This is a genomic window from Pseudoduganella aquatica (assembly GCF_020865585.1).
Classification (GTDB): domain Bacteria; phylum Pseudomonadota; class Gammaproteobacteria; order Burkholderiales; family Burkholderiaceae_D; genus Rugamonas; species Rugamonas aquatica_A.
In genome coordinates, this window is record NZ_CP086370.1 from 3,265,076 (window position 1) to 3,278,873 (window position 13,798).

At 66.3% G+C, this 13,798-nt stretch carries 13 protein-coding genes; 9 read left to right on the forward strand and 4 right to left on the reverse strand.

All coding sequences use genetic code 11. The features are described 5' to 3' along the window. The first annotated feature begins 3 nt into the window (after nucleotides 1–3). Entirely contained in the window at nucleotides 4–915 is a 912-nt protein-coding gene (locus KT882_RS14625; protein ID WP_161072274.1) for a phosphatidate cytidylyltransferase, read from the forward strand. Continuing rightward, nucleotides 912–2,705 carry a bifunctional alpha/beta hydrolase/class I SAM-dependent methyltransferase gene (locus tag KT882_RS14630; protein WP_161072273.1) on the forward strand — a complete coding sequence of 598 codons (1,794 nt, stop codon included), beginning with the start codon at nucleotides 912–914 and terminating at the stop codon, nucleotides 2,703–2,705. The genes KT882_RS14625 and KT882_RS14630 overlap by 4 nt, the downstream gene beginning before the upstream one ends. Here the strand turns inward: KT882_RS14630 and KT882_RS14635 are convergent. Next, nucleotides 2,656–3,273 (reverse strand): CDP-alcohol phosphatidyltransferase family protein, encoded by a 618-nt coding sequence (locus KT882_RS14635; protein WP_228896389.1) that lies wholly within the window; start codon nucleotides 3,271–3,273, stop codon nucleotides 2,656–2,658. The two genes, KT882_RS14630 and KT882_RS14635, sit on opposite strands and share 50 nt — an antisense overlap. Next, a complete protein-coding gene (locus KT882_RS14640; RefSeq protein ID WP_228896391.1) occupies nucleotides 3,270–4,460 on the reverse strand; it encodes a phosphatase PAP2 family protein in 1,191 nt (396 codons plus the stop codon). The genes KT882_RS14635 and KT882_RS14640 overlap by 4 nt, the downstream gene beginning before the upstream one ends. Nucleotides 4,461–4,510: 50 nt before the next feature. Here KT882_RS14640 and KT882_RS14645 point away from each other — a divergent pair, with 50 nt between their 5' ends. Continuing rightward, nucleotides 4,511–5,626, forward strand: coding sequence for a patatin-like phospholipase domain-containing protein (locus KT882_RS14645; RefSeq protein WP_228896393.1), 1,116 nt, complete (start codon nucleotides 4,511–4,513; stop codon nucleotides 5,624–5,626). Further along, a complete protein-coding gene (locus tag KT882_RS14650; protein ID WP_228896394.1) occupies nucleotides 5,623–6,378 on the forward strand; it encodes an SDR family NAD(P)-dependent oxidoreductase in 756 nt (251 codons plus the stop codon). The genes KT882_RS14645 and KT882_RS14650 overlap by 4 nt, the downstream gene beginning before the upstream one ends. A 3-nt stretch (nucleotides 6,379–6,381) precedes the next feature. Here KT882_RS14650 and KT882_RS14655 read toward each other — a convergent pair whose 3' ends face one another. Continuing rightward, nucleotides 6,382–7,485, reverse strand: coding sequence for an HAF repeat-containing protein (locus tag KT882_RS14655; RefSeq protein WP_161072269.1), 1,104 nt, complete (start codon nucleotides 7,483–7,485; stop codon nucleotides 6,382–6,384). 135 nt (nucleotides 7,486–7,620) lie between these two features. Between KT882_RS14655 and KT882_RS14660 the strand changes: the two genes are divergently transcribed. The 5 genes from KT882_RS14660 to KT882_RS14680 all read left to right on the forward strand — a co-directional run bounded on the left by KT882_RS14660 (nucleotide 7,621) and on the right by KT882_RS14680 (nucleotide 13,239). Further along, the gene (locus tag KT882_RS14660) at nucleotides 7,621–9,876 is read left to right on the forward strand and encodes a gluconolaconase (protein ID WP_228896396.1); all 2,256 of its coding nucleotides are present in this window, start codon (nucleotides 7,621–7,623) and stop codon (nucleotides 9,874–9,876) included. Nucleotides 9,877–9,975: 99 nt separating this feature from the next. Next, nucleotides 9,976–11,166 (forward strand): acyl-CoA dehydrogenase family protein, encoded by a 1,191-nt coding sequence (locus tag KT882_RS14665; RefSeq protein ID WP_161072267.1) that lies wholly within the window; start codon nucleotides 9,976–9,978, stop codon nucleotides 11,164–11,166. 11 nt (nucleotides 11,167–11,177) lie between these two features. Then, entirely contained in the window at nucleotides 11,178–12,317 is a 1,140-nt protein-coding gene (locus KT882_RS14670; protein ID WP_228896400.1) for an acyl-CoA dehydrogenase family protein, read from the forward strand. Nucleotides 12,318–12,329: 12 nt separating this feature from the next. Beyond that, the gene (locus KT882_RS14675) at nucleotides 12,330–12,794 is read left to right on the forward strand and encodes a MaoC family dehydratase (RefSeq protein ID WP_161072265.1); all 465 of its coding nucleotides are present in this window, start codon (nucleotides 12,330–12,332) and stop codon (nucleotides 12,792–12,794) included. Continuing rightward, nucleotides 12,787–13,239: a MaoC family dehydratase gene (locus tag KT882_RS14680; RefSeq protein WP_161072264.1), complete on the forward strand. Its 453-nt coding sequence runs from the start codon at nucleotides 12,787–12,789 to the stop codon at nucleotides 13,237–13,239. The genes KT882_RS14675 and KT882_RS14680 overlap by 8 nt, the downstream gene beginning before the upstream one ends. 66 nt (nucleotides 13,240–13,305) lie before the next feature. Here the strand turns inward: KT882_RS14680 and KT882_RS14685 are convergent, their stop codons facing one another. Then, entirely contained in the window at nucleotides 13,306–13,704 is a 399-nt protein-coding gene (locus KT882_RS14685) for a hypothetical protein (protein WP_228896402.1), read from the reverse strand. Nucleotides 13,705–13,798 lie beyond the last annotated feature (94 nt).

The window sequence follows — 13,798 nt, forward strand, 5'->3', positions numbered from 1 at the left end:
ATTATGCAAGCACTGCTTTCTCTGCTGGGCACGGAAATCCTGACCGCGCTCGGTATGCTGTATCTGATGCTGGGCATGGCTTCGCTGGGCGTCGGCCTGAAGCTGCGCGCCCGCCCGCAGAGCAGGCTCAGGCTGCAAGTCAACGCCTGGTGGGCCATCTTCCCGGTGGTTACGCTCAGCCTGCTGCTGCACCCGGCGGGCGCGCCCTTGCTGGCGCTGCTCATCGGCGTGCTGGCGCTGCGGGAGCTGGCGCCGTTTGCCGGGCAGGGCGGCGCGGTGCGCTTTACTTGGCCCGCCGGGGCCACACTGGCCGCCACCATCACCTTGATTTTTCTCAAACCTCAGGCAATTGCGCTTGCGCTGGCCATTGCCATCCTCATAACACTGGTATATTTCCTCTGGTTACGCAGCACGGTTTCGCTGTTGTGGCTGCTGTGGCTCATGCTGTGCTTTGGCGTCAGCTTTTTGCCGCGCTACGACATGCTGCCGCTGGCGCCGCATCAGCGGCTGGCCTGGCTGTTTTACCTGTACGTGCTGACCGCGCTGAACGACGTGGCGCAGTTCATCAGCGGCACGCTGTTCGGACGGCACCGTATCGCGCCGGGCATCAGTCCGAACAAGACCTGGCAGGGGCTGCTGGGCGGCGTTGCGGCAACGCTGCTGCTGTCGCTGGCGCTGGGCAGCTATCTGCACCTGGCGCCGGCGCGCCAACTGGCGGGCTATGCCGTGCTGCTGTCGCTGGGCGGGTTCTGCGGCGACCTGATGTTCTCGGCCGCCAAGCGCGTGCTGGGCGTGAAAGATTTTTCGCATCTGATACCTGGCCACGGCGGCATGCTGGACCGGGTGGACAGCCTGGTGGTCACCGCGCCGCTGCTGTATTTTCTGATTACCTACGCTCAAGGGATGCCCGCATGAAAGCTGAACGCTCACTGGCCTGGCGCACGACCGAATCCGGTTTCGACTGCAAGGATGGAACGCGGCTGTTCTACCGCGCCTGGGAACCGCTGGCGCCGCGCCGGGACGGGCCGCAGCGCGCGCTGGTCTTCCTGCACCGGGGCCACGAGCATTCCGGCCGCATCCAGCCGCTGGTCGAGCAATTCGGCTTTGCACAGGACCACGCCTTTGCCTGGGACGCGCGCGGACACGGCTACTCGCCGGGAGAGCGCGGCGACGCCCCCAGTTTCGAAGCCCTGGTGGAAGACTTCGACACCTTCATCCGCCACATCCGCGACGCGCACGGCTTTGCCGAGGAAAACATCCTGGTGGTGGCCAACAGCGTCGGCGCGGTCATCGCCGCCACCTGGCTGCACGACTACGCGCCGCGCGTGCGGGGCGTCATCATGGCCGCCGCCGCCTTCGAGATCAAGCTCTACGTACCGCTGGCCAAGCCCGCGCTGCGTTTCGCGCGCCGCTTCAAGCCCGAGCTGTTCGTCACCAGCTATATCCGCCCCGGCATGCTGACGCATTCGCCGCAGGAGGCTGCCGCCTACGCGGCCGATCCGCTGATCGCCAAGGCCATCTCGGCTTGCGTGCTGCTGGGCTTGGCGGACACCGCGCAGCGCATCGTGCACGACGCCGCCGCCATCGATACGCCGGTGCTGATGCTGGCCGCAGGCAAGGACTTTGTGGTGAAGGAAGCGCCGCAGCAGGTCTTCTTCGACCGCCTGTCCTCGCCGCTGAAGCGCTACGTGCGTCTGCCGGACGCCTTTCACGCGCTGTTCTACGAGCAGGACACCAGCGTGGCTCTGCATGAAAGCCGCCAGTTCGTCGAGCAGTGCTTCCAGCGCGCACCGTGGGCGCCGTCGCATTACCTGAATGCCGACCGCGACAGCCATAGTGCGCGCCGCTACGCCGCCATGCAGGCCGGCGAGAGCTGCGGCGCGCTCGCCAAGGCCTGGTTCGGCATGCAGCGCGTCATGCTGGGCACGCTGGGCGGCGTGAGCGACGGCATGAAGATAGGCCTGGAACACGGCTTCGATTCCGGCGCGTCGCTGGACTATGTGTACCGCAACCAGGCCGGCGGACGATTCATCATGGGCAAAACCATGGACCGGGGCTATCTGGACGCGGTGGGCTGGCGCGGCATCCGCCTGCGCAAGCGCCAGTTGCAGCAGATGCTGGGCGAGCGCATCGCCGCGCACACGGGCGATGGGCCGCTGCGCATCCTGGATATTGCCGCAGGCTCCGGCCGCTACGTGCTTGAAACCGTGAAGCGCTTCCAGGACAAGGACATCCAGGTCACCCTGCGCGACTACACGCAGCACAACATGGACCAGGCGCGCGTGCTGGCCGAGCAGTTGCAACTGCGCGCCAGCGTGGACTTCCAGCTGCGCGACGCCTTCAGCCCGGACAGCTACCGCGCCGCCGAAGGCGAGTACGATATTGCCATCGTGTCCGGCCTGCATGAGCTGTTCAGCGACAACGAGCCGGTGTGCGCCTCGCTCAAGGGCATCTTCAGCGTGCTGCGGCCGGGCGGCTATCTGATTTATACCGGCCAGCCCTGGCACCCGCAGCTGGATATGATCGCTCTCACGCTGACCAGCCACCGGGGCACGCCGTGGCAGATGCGGCCCCGGCCGCAAGCTGAAATGGACGGCCTGGTGGCCTATGCGGGCGGGCGTAAGATTGCCACGCGCATCGGCCTGGAGGGCATTTTTACGGTGTCGCTGGCGCAGAAGCCCGCAGCGCCTGGCGCAGGCGGTTGAACACGGTCCACACGGACAGGGCGATCACCAGCACCAGTATGCCGTTCAACAGCAGCGGCGCGGCCTGGTAGCCGATCAGCAGGGCAATCAGGCCGAACCAGAAGGCGCGGTCGCTCTTGCCCATCGGCCCGTCGAAGCGGCGGGCGGCGCCCACGCTGAGCGCCAGCACGCCCGCGAACTCGGCCAGCAGCGCGCCCACCACGCACAGCACCACCAGCGGCGCGTGCAGCGCGGCGGCCAGCATGAAGGGCAGGTAGAGCGCGGCGTCGGACACCTGGTCGCAGAGTTCGTTGAGCAGCGTGCCGAGGCGGGTTTTCTGGCCGGTGGCACTGGCCAGCATGCCGTCGATGGCGTTCAGCGCCATGCGCAGCAGCAGGAAGGCGGGCAGGCCCAGCCACAAGCCTGCGCAATCAGGCTGCCACGTGAGCGCGGCGCCGTAGGCCACGGACAGCAGCATGGTGACCAGCGTGATCTGGTTCGGCGTTACGCGGCAGCGCACCAGCGCGCGCATCAGCGGCTGCAGCAGTTGCTGGAATTTGGGCTTCAGCTGGTAGATCGAAAAGCTCATTGCTGGGAATACTCCTTGTAAAGCTGGGCGATATGGCGGCTGCGCTGGTAGCCCATGGCGCAGTGCAGATAAATATCGCGGCCCTGGGCGGCGTGGGCTGCGATGGCGGCCAGGATGGGCTGGACTGAGCGCGCATCGAGCGCATGCAGGTCCAGTAGCGGGAAGTGATGGTAGGGGCGGTTGCGCAGTGCCTTTGTTTCGCTCAGTTCGTTGGCCAGGTCGATGACGGCGCATCCGGCGGGCAGGCGGGCCGCTTCCGCATTGCTCAGGCGGCGGCCCACCCACAGGCGCTCGCTGTGCCGGTCGAAAGGCGGACGGTGCCGCTCGCGCCAGCGCACCAGTTGCCATGTCAGCAGATAGCCGCCCAGGTAGGGCGCGTACAGCAGCCAGACCCACAGCGGGTAGCGGCCCTCGTGCTTGTGGAGGAAGGGGGCATGGCGGCGATGGTAGGCCCACGCCACCAGCAGCAGGCTGGCGCACAGGTACAGCCACCACAGGCCGCCCAACGCGAACCACGCCAGCAGTGAGAGGCCCGCCATCAGCGTGTAGCTGAAGGCGACGGGCTCGGACGCGCCGGACGCGGCCTCGGGCAGCAGGCGTATGGCAAGCAGGCCGAGCAGGGCGCCTGCGGCGACGTCGGCCAGATGGTGCTGATAAGTGAACACGGTGGCGGCCGCGACGAGCAGCAGCCAGGCGGCCAGCGCGGCCTGCTGTGTGCGGCCTCCTGCAAAGCGGCGCAGCGCGGGCCAGAAGATCACGCAGTAGGCCACGTGCAGCGATGGCAGCTGGTTGTAGGGCTGGTCCATGGCGGACAATTGCGCGAACAGCCAGGCGGGCAGCGGAGCGTCCACAAGCGGCCGCAAGTAGCTGAAACGCAGCGGGAAGGCGGCGAACACCAGGCAGGCGGCCACAGTGGCAAACGCCACGCGGCGGCTCAGCGCGGACAGCGTGGCGCGGCTGTCCGTCAGCAGAAAGCTGAGTCCGAACAGCAGGCCGGACGTCATATAGGGCAGCACCATCCACGGCAGAAAGGGTACGGCCGCGTCCCACGGCAGGGCCACGCTGCGGGCGGCGCCGGAGCGTTCGGCAAGGTGATTGGCCAAGGGGTAACATAGCCCGAACAGCGCGCCATTGAACGCAAGCTGTGTCACGCGCTCGCGCATGCTGGGCACGGCCACCGGATTCATGGTCAAGCTGTCCTTGTTATTAACTATGTAATTGATGCATTATGGCACGCATGATGCAAGCACAACCAGACCAAAGGCAGGAACGGCCCGAACCATACCAGCGCTGCATGGTGCTGGCCGGCGGCGGTTTCCGTTTCGGCTACTACCTCGGCATGCACGCCGCCGCCGTGGACGCGGGCCAGGAGCCGGACCTGCTGCTGGCTACCTGCGGCGGCGCGGTGGCCGGCGCCATCATCCGCAACCTGCCGGACAGCGCGTCGCGCAAAGCCTGGGTGGCTTCGCCGCAGATGTACGAGTTTTTCTGCGGCCTGCAGCCAGGGCCGCGCGCTTCGCCGCTGCGCGCGCTGGCCAACGTGGCGCTGCGCCGCCTGCATCCGGGCAAGGCGGCCCGCCTGCCGGACCTGTTCCAGGATTACCTGTTCGAGATCCCCGCCGTGCTGCCGTTGCCTCCGGCGGCCGGGCAGGGCGGCGCCGCGCTGGCCATCCTGGGTGGCAAGATGCTGTTCGGCGAGCACGAGGTGGGCCAGCCCAGGCTAGGGCGCCAGTTGTACGGCGTAACCCTGTTCTGCGGCAGCCGCACCGCCGCGCTGGCGGAAGGCCTGCCTTCGGCCATCGGCAGCGGCGGCTGGACGGATGCGGTGGCGCCCGAGCTGCGGGTCGATTCCACCATGCCGCTGGCCGACGCCGTGCGCATTTCGATCTCCGATATGTATTACTTCCGCTGCCACTCGGTTGGCGCCGGAGACTATACCGGCGGCGTGGTGGACCTGTTTCCTGTTGAGCTGGCGCGCAGCCTGGCGCGGCACGTCACCATGGAAATGAAGCCGCCCTACGACCAGCTGATGGCCATTCCTGCCTTGCGCACCGTGTTCGGCTTTGACGGCAACCAGCGCATGCGCCATGTGCACGGGCAGCCGGTGGACGTGTGGGTGGATACCAGCGATGTTGGCATCGCCCTGCGCGATAACGGCATCCAGAAGCGCGTGGACTGGCTGCGCAACCGTGTGCGGCTGGTGGCGCCAAGCAGTTATGCGCGCTACGTTGAGGAGGTGGAGGCGCAGTGGCAGTATGGCTACGCGCGCGCCGCCGAAGCCTACGCGCTGGCCGCCCAGGGCCGCAGCCCAGCCATGCGCCGCGCCACGCGCCACAACAAGGCGCTGGCATGAAGGTGATGATTATCGGCGGCACCAGCGGCATAGGCTTGGGTTTGGCGCAGCACTACTGGATGCAGGGCGCGCGCGTGGCAATCTGTGGGAGGCGGCCGGAAAAGCTGGACGGCGTGGCGTTTGCGCGGGACAGCCGCGTTAGCATCCATGTGTGCGATATCTCGGACCGCGCCGCTGTGGCGCGCACGGTGGCCGAAGTGGCCGCGCTGCCGGATGCTGCCCACGATGGCCAGCTCGACCTGCTCATCGTCACCGCCGGCCAGTACACCGACGCCGCCGCAATCGCGCGGGACCGCAGCAGCGTGCTGCCGGTGCTGCGCGTGAACGTGGGTGGCCTGGATAACGCCTTCGCGGCCGCCTCGGATGCCATGATGGAACGGGGCCAGGGCCACTTGGTGGCGGTCGCCTCCATCGCCGGCCTGCAGGACGACTATCCGAACGGCTCCCTCTACAGTGCCAGCAAGCGCGCGGCCATCGCCATCTGCGGCGCCTACCGCAAGGCGATGGCGCCGTTCGGCATCGCCGTCACCGTCATTGTGCCGGGCTATGTGGATACCGCACGCCTGCGCGAGCTGAACCACGGCGACGCCAGCCACAAGCCTTTCCTCCTGTCCGAGCAGGAGGCCGTGCAGCGCATCGCCGCCGCCATCGCGCGGCGCGACGAGCGCTGCGTGTTCCCCTGGCAGCTGCACGCGCTGGTCCGCCTGTTCAACCTGCTGCCCGCTTTCCTCAAGCGCGCGCGGAAGAAGTAAGCCTCAGTAGCGCGCCAGCGCAATGCCGCGATAGCGCCGGCGCAGCAGCATCAGCGCCACGGCGGTGCCGACCGCCATCGTCATCATGCCCATAAACTCGCGGTGGCCCTTGGGCACCACCGGCACCATGTCCGAGCGCATGGTGGCCGCCGCGTAGCGCTTGCTCAGATAGGTTGCCCCAGCCACGATTTCCTCGTCATTGATGGCGTTGGTCAGGTATAAACCCTTGCCCGCTTGGTGCACCGCCATCTTGCCGTCGCGGTAGACGAAGGAGCGGCGCTCGTCGCCGATCAGGATAGTGCCCACCACGTGGCCCGCAGCGTTGATGCCGGTGGCGTAGCTGTTGCCGTAGCCGATGAGCGCGCCCAGGTCCACCATTTTGCTGCCGTCGTGCAGGAAAGCGTGCCAGCGGCGGTTCGGCATTTCGGACGCGCCCACCACCATGCCCGCGTCGTTCACGCCGGTGGCTGCGCTGGAGCGCCCGCCCAGCGTGCCCAGGTCCGTCATGCCCGCGCCGGGACGGTGGATGAAGGCGCGCCGGTAGCCGTCCGGCAGCGCTGCCGTGCCCACCACCACACCACTGTTGTTGATGCCGGACGCGTAGCTGATATTGCCGCCCAGCGTGCCGAGGTCCACCATGCGGCCTTGCGCGTCCAGCACGAAGGCGCGGAAATAGCCGTCCGCCGTGTCGGCGAAACCGGCGGCCTGGCCCGACGCGTTGACGGCCGTGCCGTAGCTGCTGCCGCCGCCCAGTGTGCCCAGGTCGCGCATGCGCTCGCCCTTTCGCACCAGGAAAGCGCGCCAGTGGCCCTTGCCGTCCTGCGCCGAGCCCACCACCACGCCGTCGTCGTTGATGCCCTTGGTGTAGCTGTCGCTGCCGCCCAGCGTGCCCAGTTCCAGCACGCCTTTGTCGTACAGCACCGCGCGCTGCTTGCCGTCCTCGTCCTCGATCACGGCCGCCACCTGGCCGTTGGCGTTGATATCGACCGCGATGCTGGCCTCCTTGCTGTTGGCGGCAAAGCCCGGCAACTGCTGCACTTTGGCGGCGGCGCCGGCGCTGCACAGGCTCAGCGCGAGGGCGAGAGGAAGCAGGGAAATCTTCAGCATGGCTGTCTCCGGCGTGTGGGTTGCAAGATCGCCAACTATAGCATCCGCATCACCTTTTCGGTTAAGCTCATCATTCATTCCTGGATGGGTAGTAACGTGGCGGCAAATCAGAATCGGCAGCATCAAAGAAAACATTTGCCCCTGGCGGGCATCGCTGTGGCGGCAGCCGTGGCAGGGGCGGGCGTGTATTTTTATCTGCAAGCGCGTGCGCCGCAGGTGGAGGCCGGGCAGGCTGCTCCGGAAAAGGCGGTGGAACGAACGCCGGACTTCTGGGCTGCGCGCGTGACCACGCTGGCCGGCGACGGCACGGCGGGTGAGGCGGAAGGCAATATGCCCCTGACCGTGGCGCGTTTTGCCGATCCCTACGGCGTGGCGCTCGACGCCGCAGGCAATATCTATATCGCCGACGCGGGCGATAACAACCGCATCCGCAAGCTCACGCCAGGTGGCGCCACGTCCACGCTTGCAGGCGGCAAGGAAGGCTTTGCCGACGGCCCGGGCGGGCAGGCCATGTTCAATACGCCATCCGGCATCGCCATCGACGCGCAGGGCAATCTGTATGTGGCGGACACCGGCAACAACGCCATCAGGAAGGTCGCGCCGGACGGCACGGTCAGCACGCTTGCCGGTAGCGGTGTGGCCGGCACGGCGGACGGCAAGGGCAGGGAAGCGCAGTTCAACGGTCCGGTGGGCGTGGCGGTGGGCGACGACGGCGTGGTCTACGTGGCGGACACCTATAACGACGCCATCCGCCGCATCGCGCCCGACGGCACAGTAAGCACCGTCGCGGGCAACGGCCTGCCGGGGGATGCGGACGGTCCGGCGCTGAAGGCGGGCTTCGACACCCCCTGCGCGCTGCTGCTGGACGCGGACGGCGCGCTGCTGATCGCCGACACGCGCAACAACGCCATCCGCAAGCTGGGCAAGGACGGCATGGTCAGCACGGTGGTGCGCGCGCCGGACAACGACAGGCAAGCCCTGCTGCGCCGCCCCATCGCGCTGGCGCGCACGCACGACGGCCATTTGTACATCGCCACCGGCTCGCAAGGCCGGATATTGCAGCTCACGCCGCAGGGCGGGCTGGACGGACTGGTCGACGTCAGCCAGAAAGTCGAGCCGGGCTATGGCAGCGACGGCAAAGTGCAGCTTTACGCGCCGCGCGGCATGGCGCTGGCGCGCAATGGCAGCCTGGTCGTGAGCGACGCCGCCACCTTCCGCATCCACCGCCTCAGCATGGCCACGCCGGCCGATACGCAGGCTGCCTCGGCGTCCGCCACGGGCGCGCCGCAGTCCGCCCTGCAGCCTGCCGCCGGTGGCGGCAACGGCATGCTCAATGTGGCCGTAGCGGCGCCGGCAGCTGCCGCCCCTGCGGCCGCCCCGGCACCGGCCAATACGGCGCGGAGGCCGTCTCCGGTGACCAGCATCCTGTGGCCGGTCGGCCCGCAAAACGCGCCGCACGAAGTGGTTGGCCTGATGGGCGAAGTGCGCGGCAATTTCGAAGGCGAAAGCCGCGACCACTTCCACGCCGGCCTGGACGTGCAGGCCGACGTCGGGCAGCCCGTGCTGGCCGTGGCCCCCGTCAAAGTCAGCGACCCCTTGCCCAACTGGGGCTTCGGCAGCCTGAGCGAAGGCATTGCCCTCGGCCACATCTCCTACATCCACATGCGCGTGGGCCGCAACACGAAAAACGCCGCGCTGGACGAACGCTTCCAGCTGCTGCGCAACGCCAAGGGCAAGCCCGAACGTGTGCGCGTGCGTCGCGGCGCCCGTTTCGCGGCGGGCGACACGCTGGGCACCATCAACGGCATGGCCCACGTCCACCTCGACTACTACGAGCAAGGCAAAGTCCTCAACCCCCTCAGCCTGCCATTCAAAGGCCAGGTGGACACGGTGCGCCCGCACATCAACAGCATCACCCTGTTCGACAGCCGGGGCAAGGTCATCAAGGCCGCCAAGCGCAAGCCGCTGGTCATCGCGCGCGAGGTCGGCGAGCTGAGCATCGTGGTGGACGCCTACGACCAGATGGACGGCAACGAAGCGCGCCGCCGCCTGGGCCTGTACACCCTGGGCTACCAGCTGCTGCGCGAAGACGGCAGCCCGGTGGCCGGCTACGAGCAGCCCACCATCACCCAGGTCTACGACGAACTCCCGCGCAACCGCGAAGCCGTGAAATACGCCTACGCGCCCAACAGCGGCATTACCGTCTACGGCAGCAAGGCTACGCGCTTCGCCTACACGCTCACCAACCGCATGATGCACGGCCAGGTCACGCCCGGCATGTGGAGCGTGGCCGGCCTGGCGCCCGGCAACTACAAGCTGCGCGTGCTGGCGGCTGACTATGCGGGCAACCAAGCCATCGAGGGGCGCGATTTGCCGTTCACGCTGCTGTAGCAAGTTGAAGCGATAATAAAGAGCTTGCCGCTGTCTCCCGGTGCGGTACAATAAATGAACGATCGTGCTTTTTAAGATTCGTCATAACAAGGAGACAGCATGGATTTGAACTACTCGTCCGAGGATCTGGCGTTCCGCGACCAGGTGCGCGCCTTCCTCGCGGCCAACCTGCCCGCCGACCTGCAGCAGAAAGTGCGCAAGCACCTGCGCATGTCGCGCGAAGACATCGTGCGCTGGCACCGGATCGTCGCCAAACAGGGCTGGGTTGCGCCCGCCTGGCCGGTCGAGTACGGTGGCCCGGGCTGGAACGCCACCCAGCGCCACATCTGGGAAGAAGAATGCGCCATCGCCGGCACGCCGCCCGTGCTGCCCTTCGGCATCAACATGGTGGCCCCGGTCATCATGGCCTTCGGCAATGAAGAACAAAAAGCCTACTACCTGCCGCGCATCCTCAGCTGCGAAGACTGGTGGTGCCAGGGCTATTCCGAGCCGGGCTCCGGCTCCGACCTGGCCTCGCTGAAAACCACCGCCGAGCGCGTGGGCGACCACTACATAGTGAACGGCCAGAAAACCTGGACCACGCTGGGCCAGCATGCCGACATGATCTTCTGCCTGGTGCGCACCGACAGCACCGTGCGCAAGCAGGAGGGCATTTCCTTCCTGCTGATCGACATGAAAACGCCGGGCATCACTGTGCGCCCCATCATCATGCTGGACGAAGACCACGAAGTGAACGAAGTCTTCTTCGACAACGTGAAAGTGCCGGTCGCCAATCTGATCGGCAAGGAAAACAAGGGCTGGACCTACGCCAAATACCTGCTGGGCCACGAGCGCACCGGCATTGCAGCGGTGGGCCGCTCCAAGCGCGAGCTGCAATTCCTGAAAAAAGTGGCGCTCAAGCAGCTCAAGCGCGGCAAGCCGCTGCTGGAGGATCCGCTGTTCGCGGCCAAAGTGGCCAACCTGGAAATCGAGCTGATGGCGCTGGAAACCACCGTGCTGCGCACCATCTGCCAGGAAGATCAGACCCCGGGGCCGCAAGCGTCCATGCTGAAAGTGCGCGGCTCGGAAATCCAGCAGATCCTCACCGAACTGATGATAGAAGCCCTGGGGCCGGACGCGCTGCCCTTCGACACCAGCTACCTGGAAGGCAAGTCCGAGCACGCCGTCACCGGCGACGACGACCACGCGCCGCTGGCGGGCTACTACTTCAACTTCCGCAAGACCTCGATCTACGGCGGTTCGAACGAGATTCAGAAAAACATCATCACCCAGATGATACTGGGCCTGTGAGGGGAGACAGCATGGACTTTACTTTCAAAGAAGAACAGCAGCAGTTCGCCGACGCCCTGCGCCGCTGGGTGGACAAGGACTACGGCTTCGAGACGCGCAAGCGCATCATCCACTCGCCGGCCGGCGTGTCGGACGAAGCGTGGGCCACGCTCACCGAGCTGGGCATGCTGGCGCTGCCCGTCCCTGAAGATCAGGGCGGCTTCAACGGCAGCGCCGTGGACATGCTGGTGGTGATGCAGGAACTGGGCCGCGGCCTGGTGGTGGAACCCTATTTCGCCACCGTGCTGGGCGCGCAATTCCTGAACCTGGCCGGCGGTCACGGCAAGCTGCTGGAGCAAGTGGCGGGCGGCGAACTCAAGCTGGCTTGCGCGCTGGGCGAGCAGCAATCGCGCCACGACCTGAGCGACGTCGCCACCACCGGCCACGAACTGGGCAATGGCTACGTGCTGAACGGTACGAAGACTGTGGTGATCCATGGCGGCCAGGCCGGCGCCTTCATCGTGTCCGCCCGCAGCGGCGGCGAGCAGCGCGACAAGGGCGGTATCTCCCTGTTCGTGGTGCCGGCCGATACCAAGGGCGTGACCGTCACCGACTACCGCACCATCGACGGCCAGCGCGCCGCCACCGTGCGGTTCAGCGGGGCCGAAGTGCCTGCATCCGCGCTGCTGGGCGGCGTGGGCGCCGGCTGGGACATCCTCGACGCAGCCTCCGATTACGGCGCCACCTTGCTGTGCGCCGAAGCCGTGGGCGCCATGGACGCCATCTTCGCCGCCACGCTGGACTACCTGAAAACGCGCCAGCAGTTCGGCGCGCCCATCGGCAAATTCCAGGCCCTGCAGCACCGCATGGCCGACATGTTCATCCACCTGGAGCAGGCCCGTTCCATGGCCATGCTGGCGGCGGTGAAAGTGGCCTCCAGCGACGTGGAAGAGCGCCGCCGCGTGGTGTCCGCCGCCAAGGTGCGCGTGGGCCACGCCTGCAAATTCGTCGGCCAGCAGGCGGTGCAGCTGCACGGCGGCATGGGCGTGACGGACGAGCTGCCCGCCGCCCACCACTTCAAGCGCCTGACCATGATAGACCTGACCCTGGGCGACGCCGACCACCACCTGGAACGCTTCATTGCCCAGCCCGGATTCAAACACGCCGCTTGATCAGGAGGCCGCATGAAGAAATGGTATTTCGAGGATTTTGCCGAGGGCCAGGAAATTGCGCTGGGCGGCCGGCATGTGACGGAGGAGGAGATCATCGCCTTCGCCACCCAGTTCGACCCGCAGCCCTTCCACATCGACCACGACGCAGCCGCCAAGTCCATCTTCGGCAAGCTGGCCGCCAGCGGTTGGCACACCTGCAGCATGATGATGCGCATGGTGGTGGACGGCATTTTGAACGACTCGTCCAGCATGGGCTCGCCCGGCCTGGACAGCATCCGCTGGATCAAGCCGGTGTACGCGGGCGACACGCTGAACGTCAGCTACGTGACCAAGGAAGTGCGGCCATCGAACTCCAAGCCGGACCGGGGCGTGGTGGTGTCGGTCTGGAAGGCCACCAACCAGCACGGCGAGCTGGTGGCCACGGTGGAAGGCATGGGCATGTTCGGCCGCCGCCCGGCGGGAGCGGCCGATGCGTGAGATCGCCACGCTGGAGGACATGAAGCAGCTGGTGGGCGAGGAAGTGGCCGTCTCGGAGTGGTTCGACATCACGCAAGAGCGCGTGAACCGCTTCGCCGACGCCACCGACGACCACCAGTGGATCCACGTGGATGAGGAGCGCGCCAAGCGCGAATCCCCGTTCGGCGGCACCATCGCGCACGGCTTTCTGACCTTGTCGCTGGTGCCCGCCATGCTGGAAAGCGCGCTGAGGATGGTGGACATGAAAATGGGCCTGAACTACGGCCTCAACAAAGTCCGCTTCCCCGGCCCCGTGCCGGTCGGCAGCCGCCTGCGCGCCCGCCTGACCATCCAGTCCATCGCCGACATCGAAGGCGGCGCGCAAGTGGAGTGGGGCGTGGTCATCGAGCGCGAAGGCCAGGCCAAACCCGTCTGCGTGGCCGAGTTCGTCATGCGGCGCTACTAAAGGCCGTCCAATGCGTAGGGCGGGTTAGCGCAAAGCGCGTAACCCGCCAAGAGAGCTCGGGGAGTGCTATCTTATAAAATCAATGCTCCCCGTAGAACCAGGACCAAAACCTACCCCTTGGTATTCCACCCCCGGCGCAAGCGGTTTTGCACTGACAGTCTCAGTGAACTCCCGGGGAACGACCCCGTAAGTGACACTTCTCAATGAAATGCTGAAATCACCGACAGTCTTTATTTCCCAAACTGCATGGCCGTAATCCCATTTACCATCCTTTTTTGAATAAACGGCGAAGCTCGAAATTTTGATTGGCTCATCGCTGGAAGCCGTAGGGTTACGAGTTTGCAATGCAAAGCTTGGCCGCCCCATCTCCAGAGAAGAAATCGACACTGAAAACATCGAAGAGCTAAAGCCAACAGCGCAAGATAGGGATACTCCGGCCAGAATGATACGCAAAAAATATTTCATTCAAATCTCCACTTGCTCGGTCAGCCGGACAAAAAACCAGCTGCAAATCTGCCGTACACGCCCGAACTTTGGCTGACGCGTCTGCAGCCGCCAC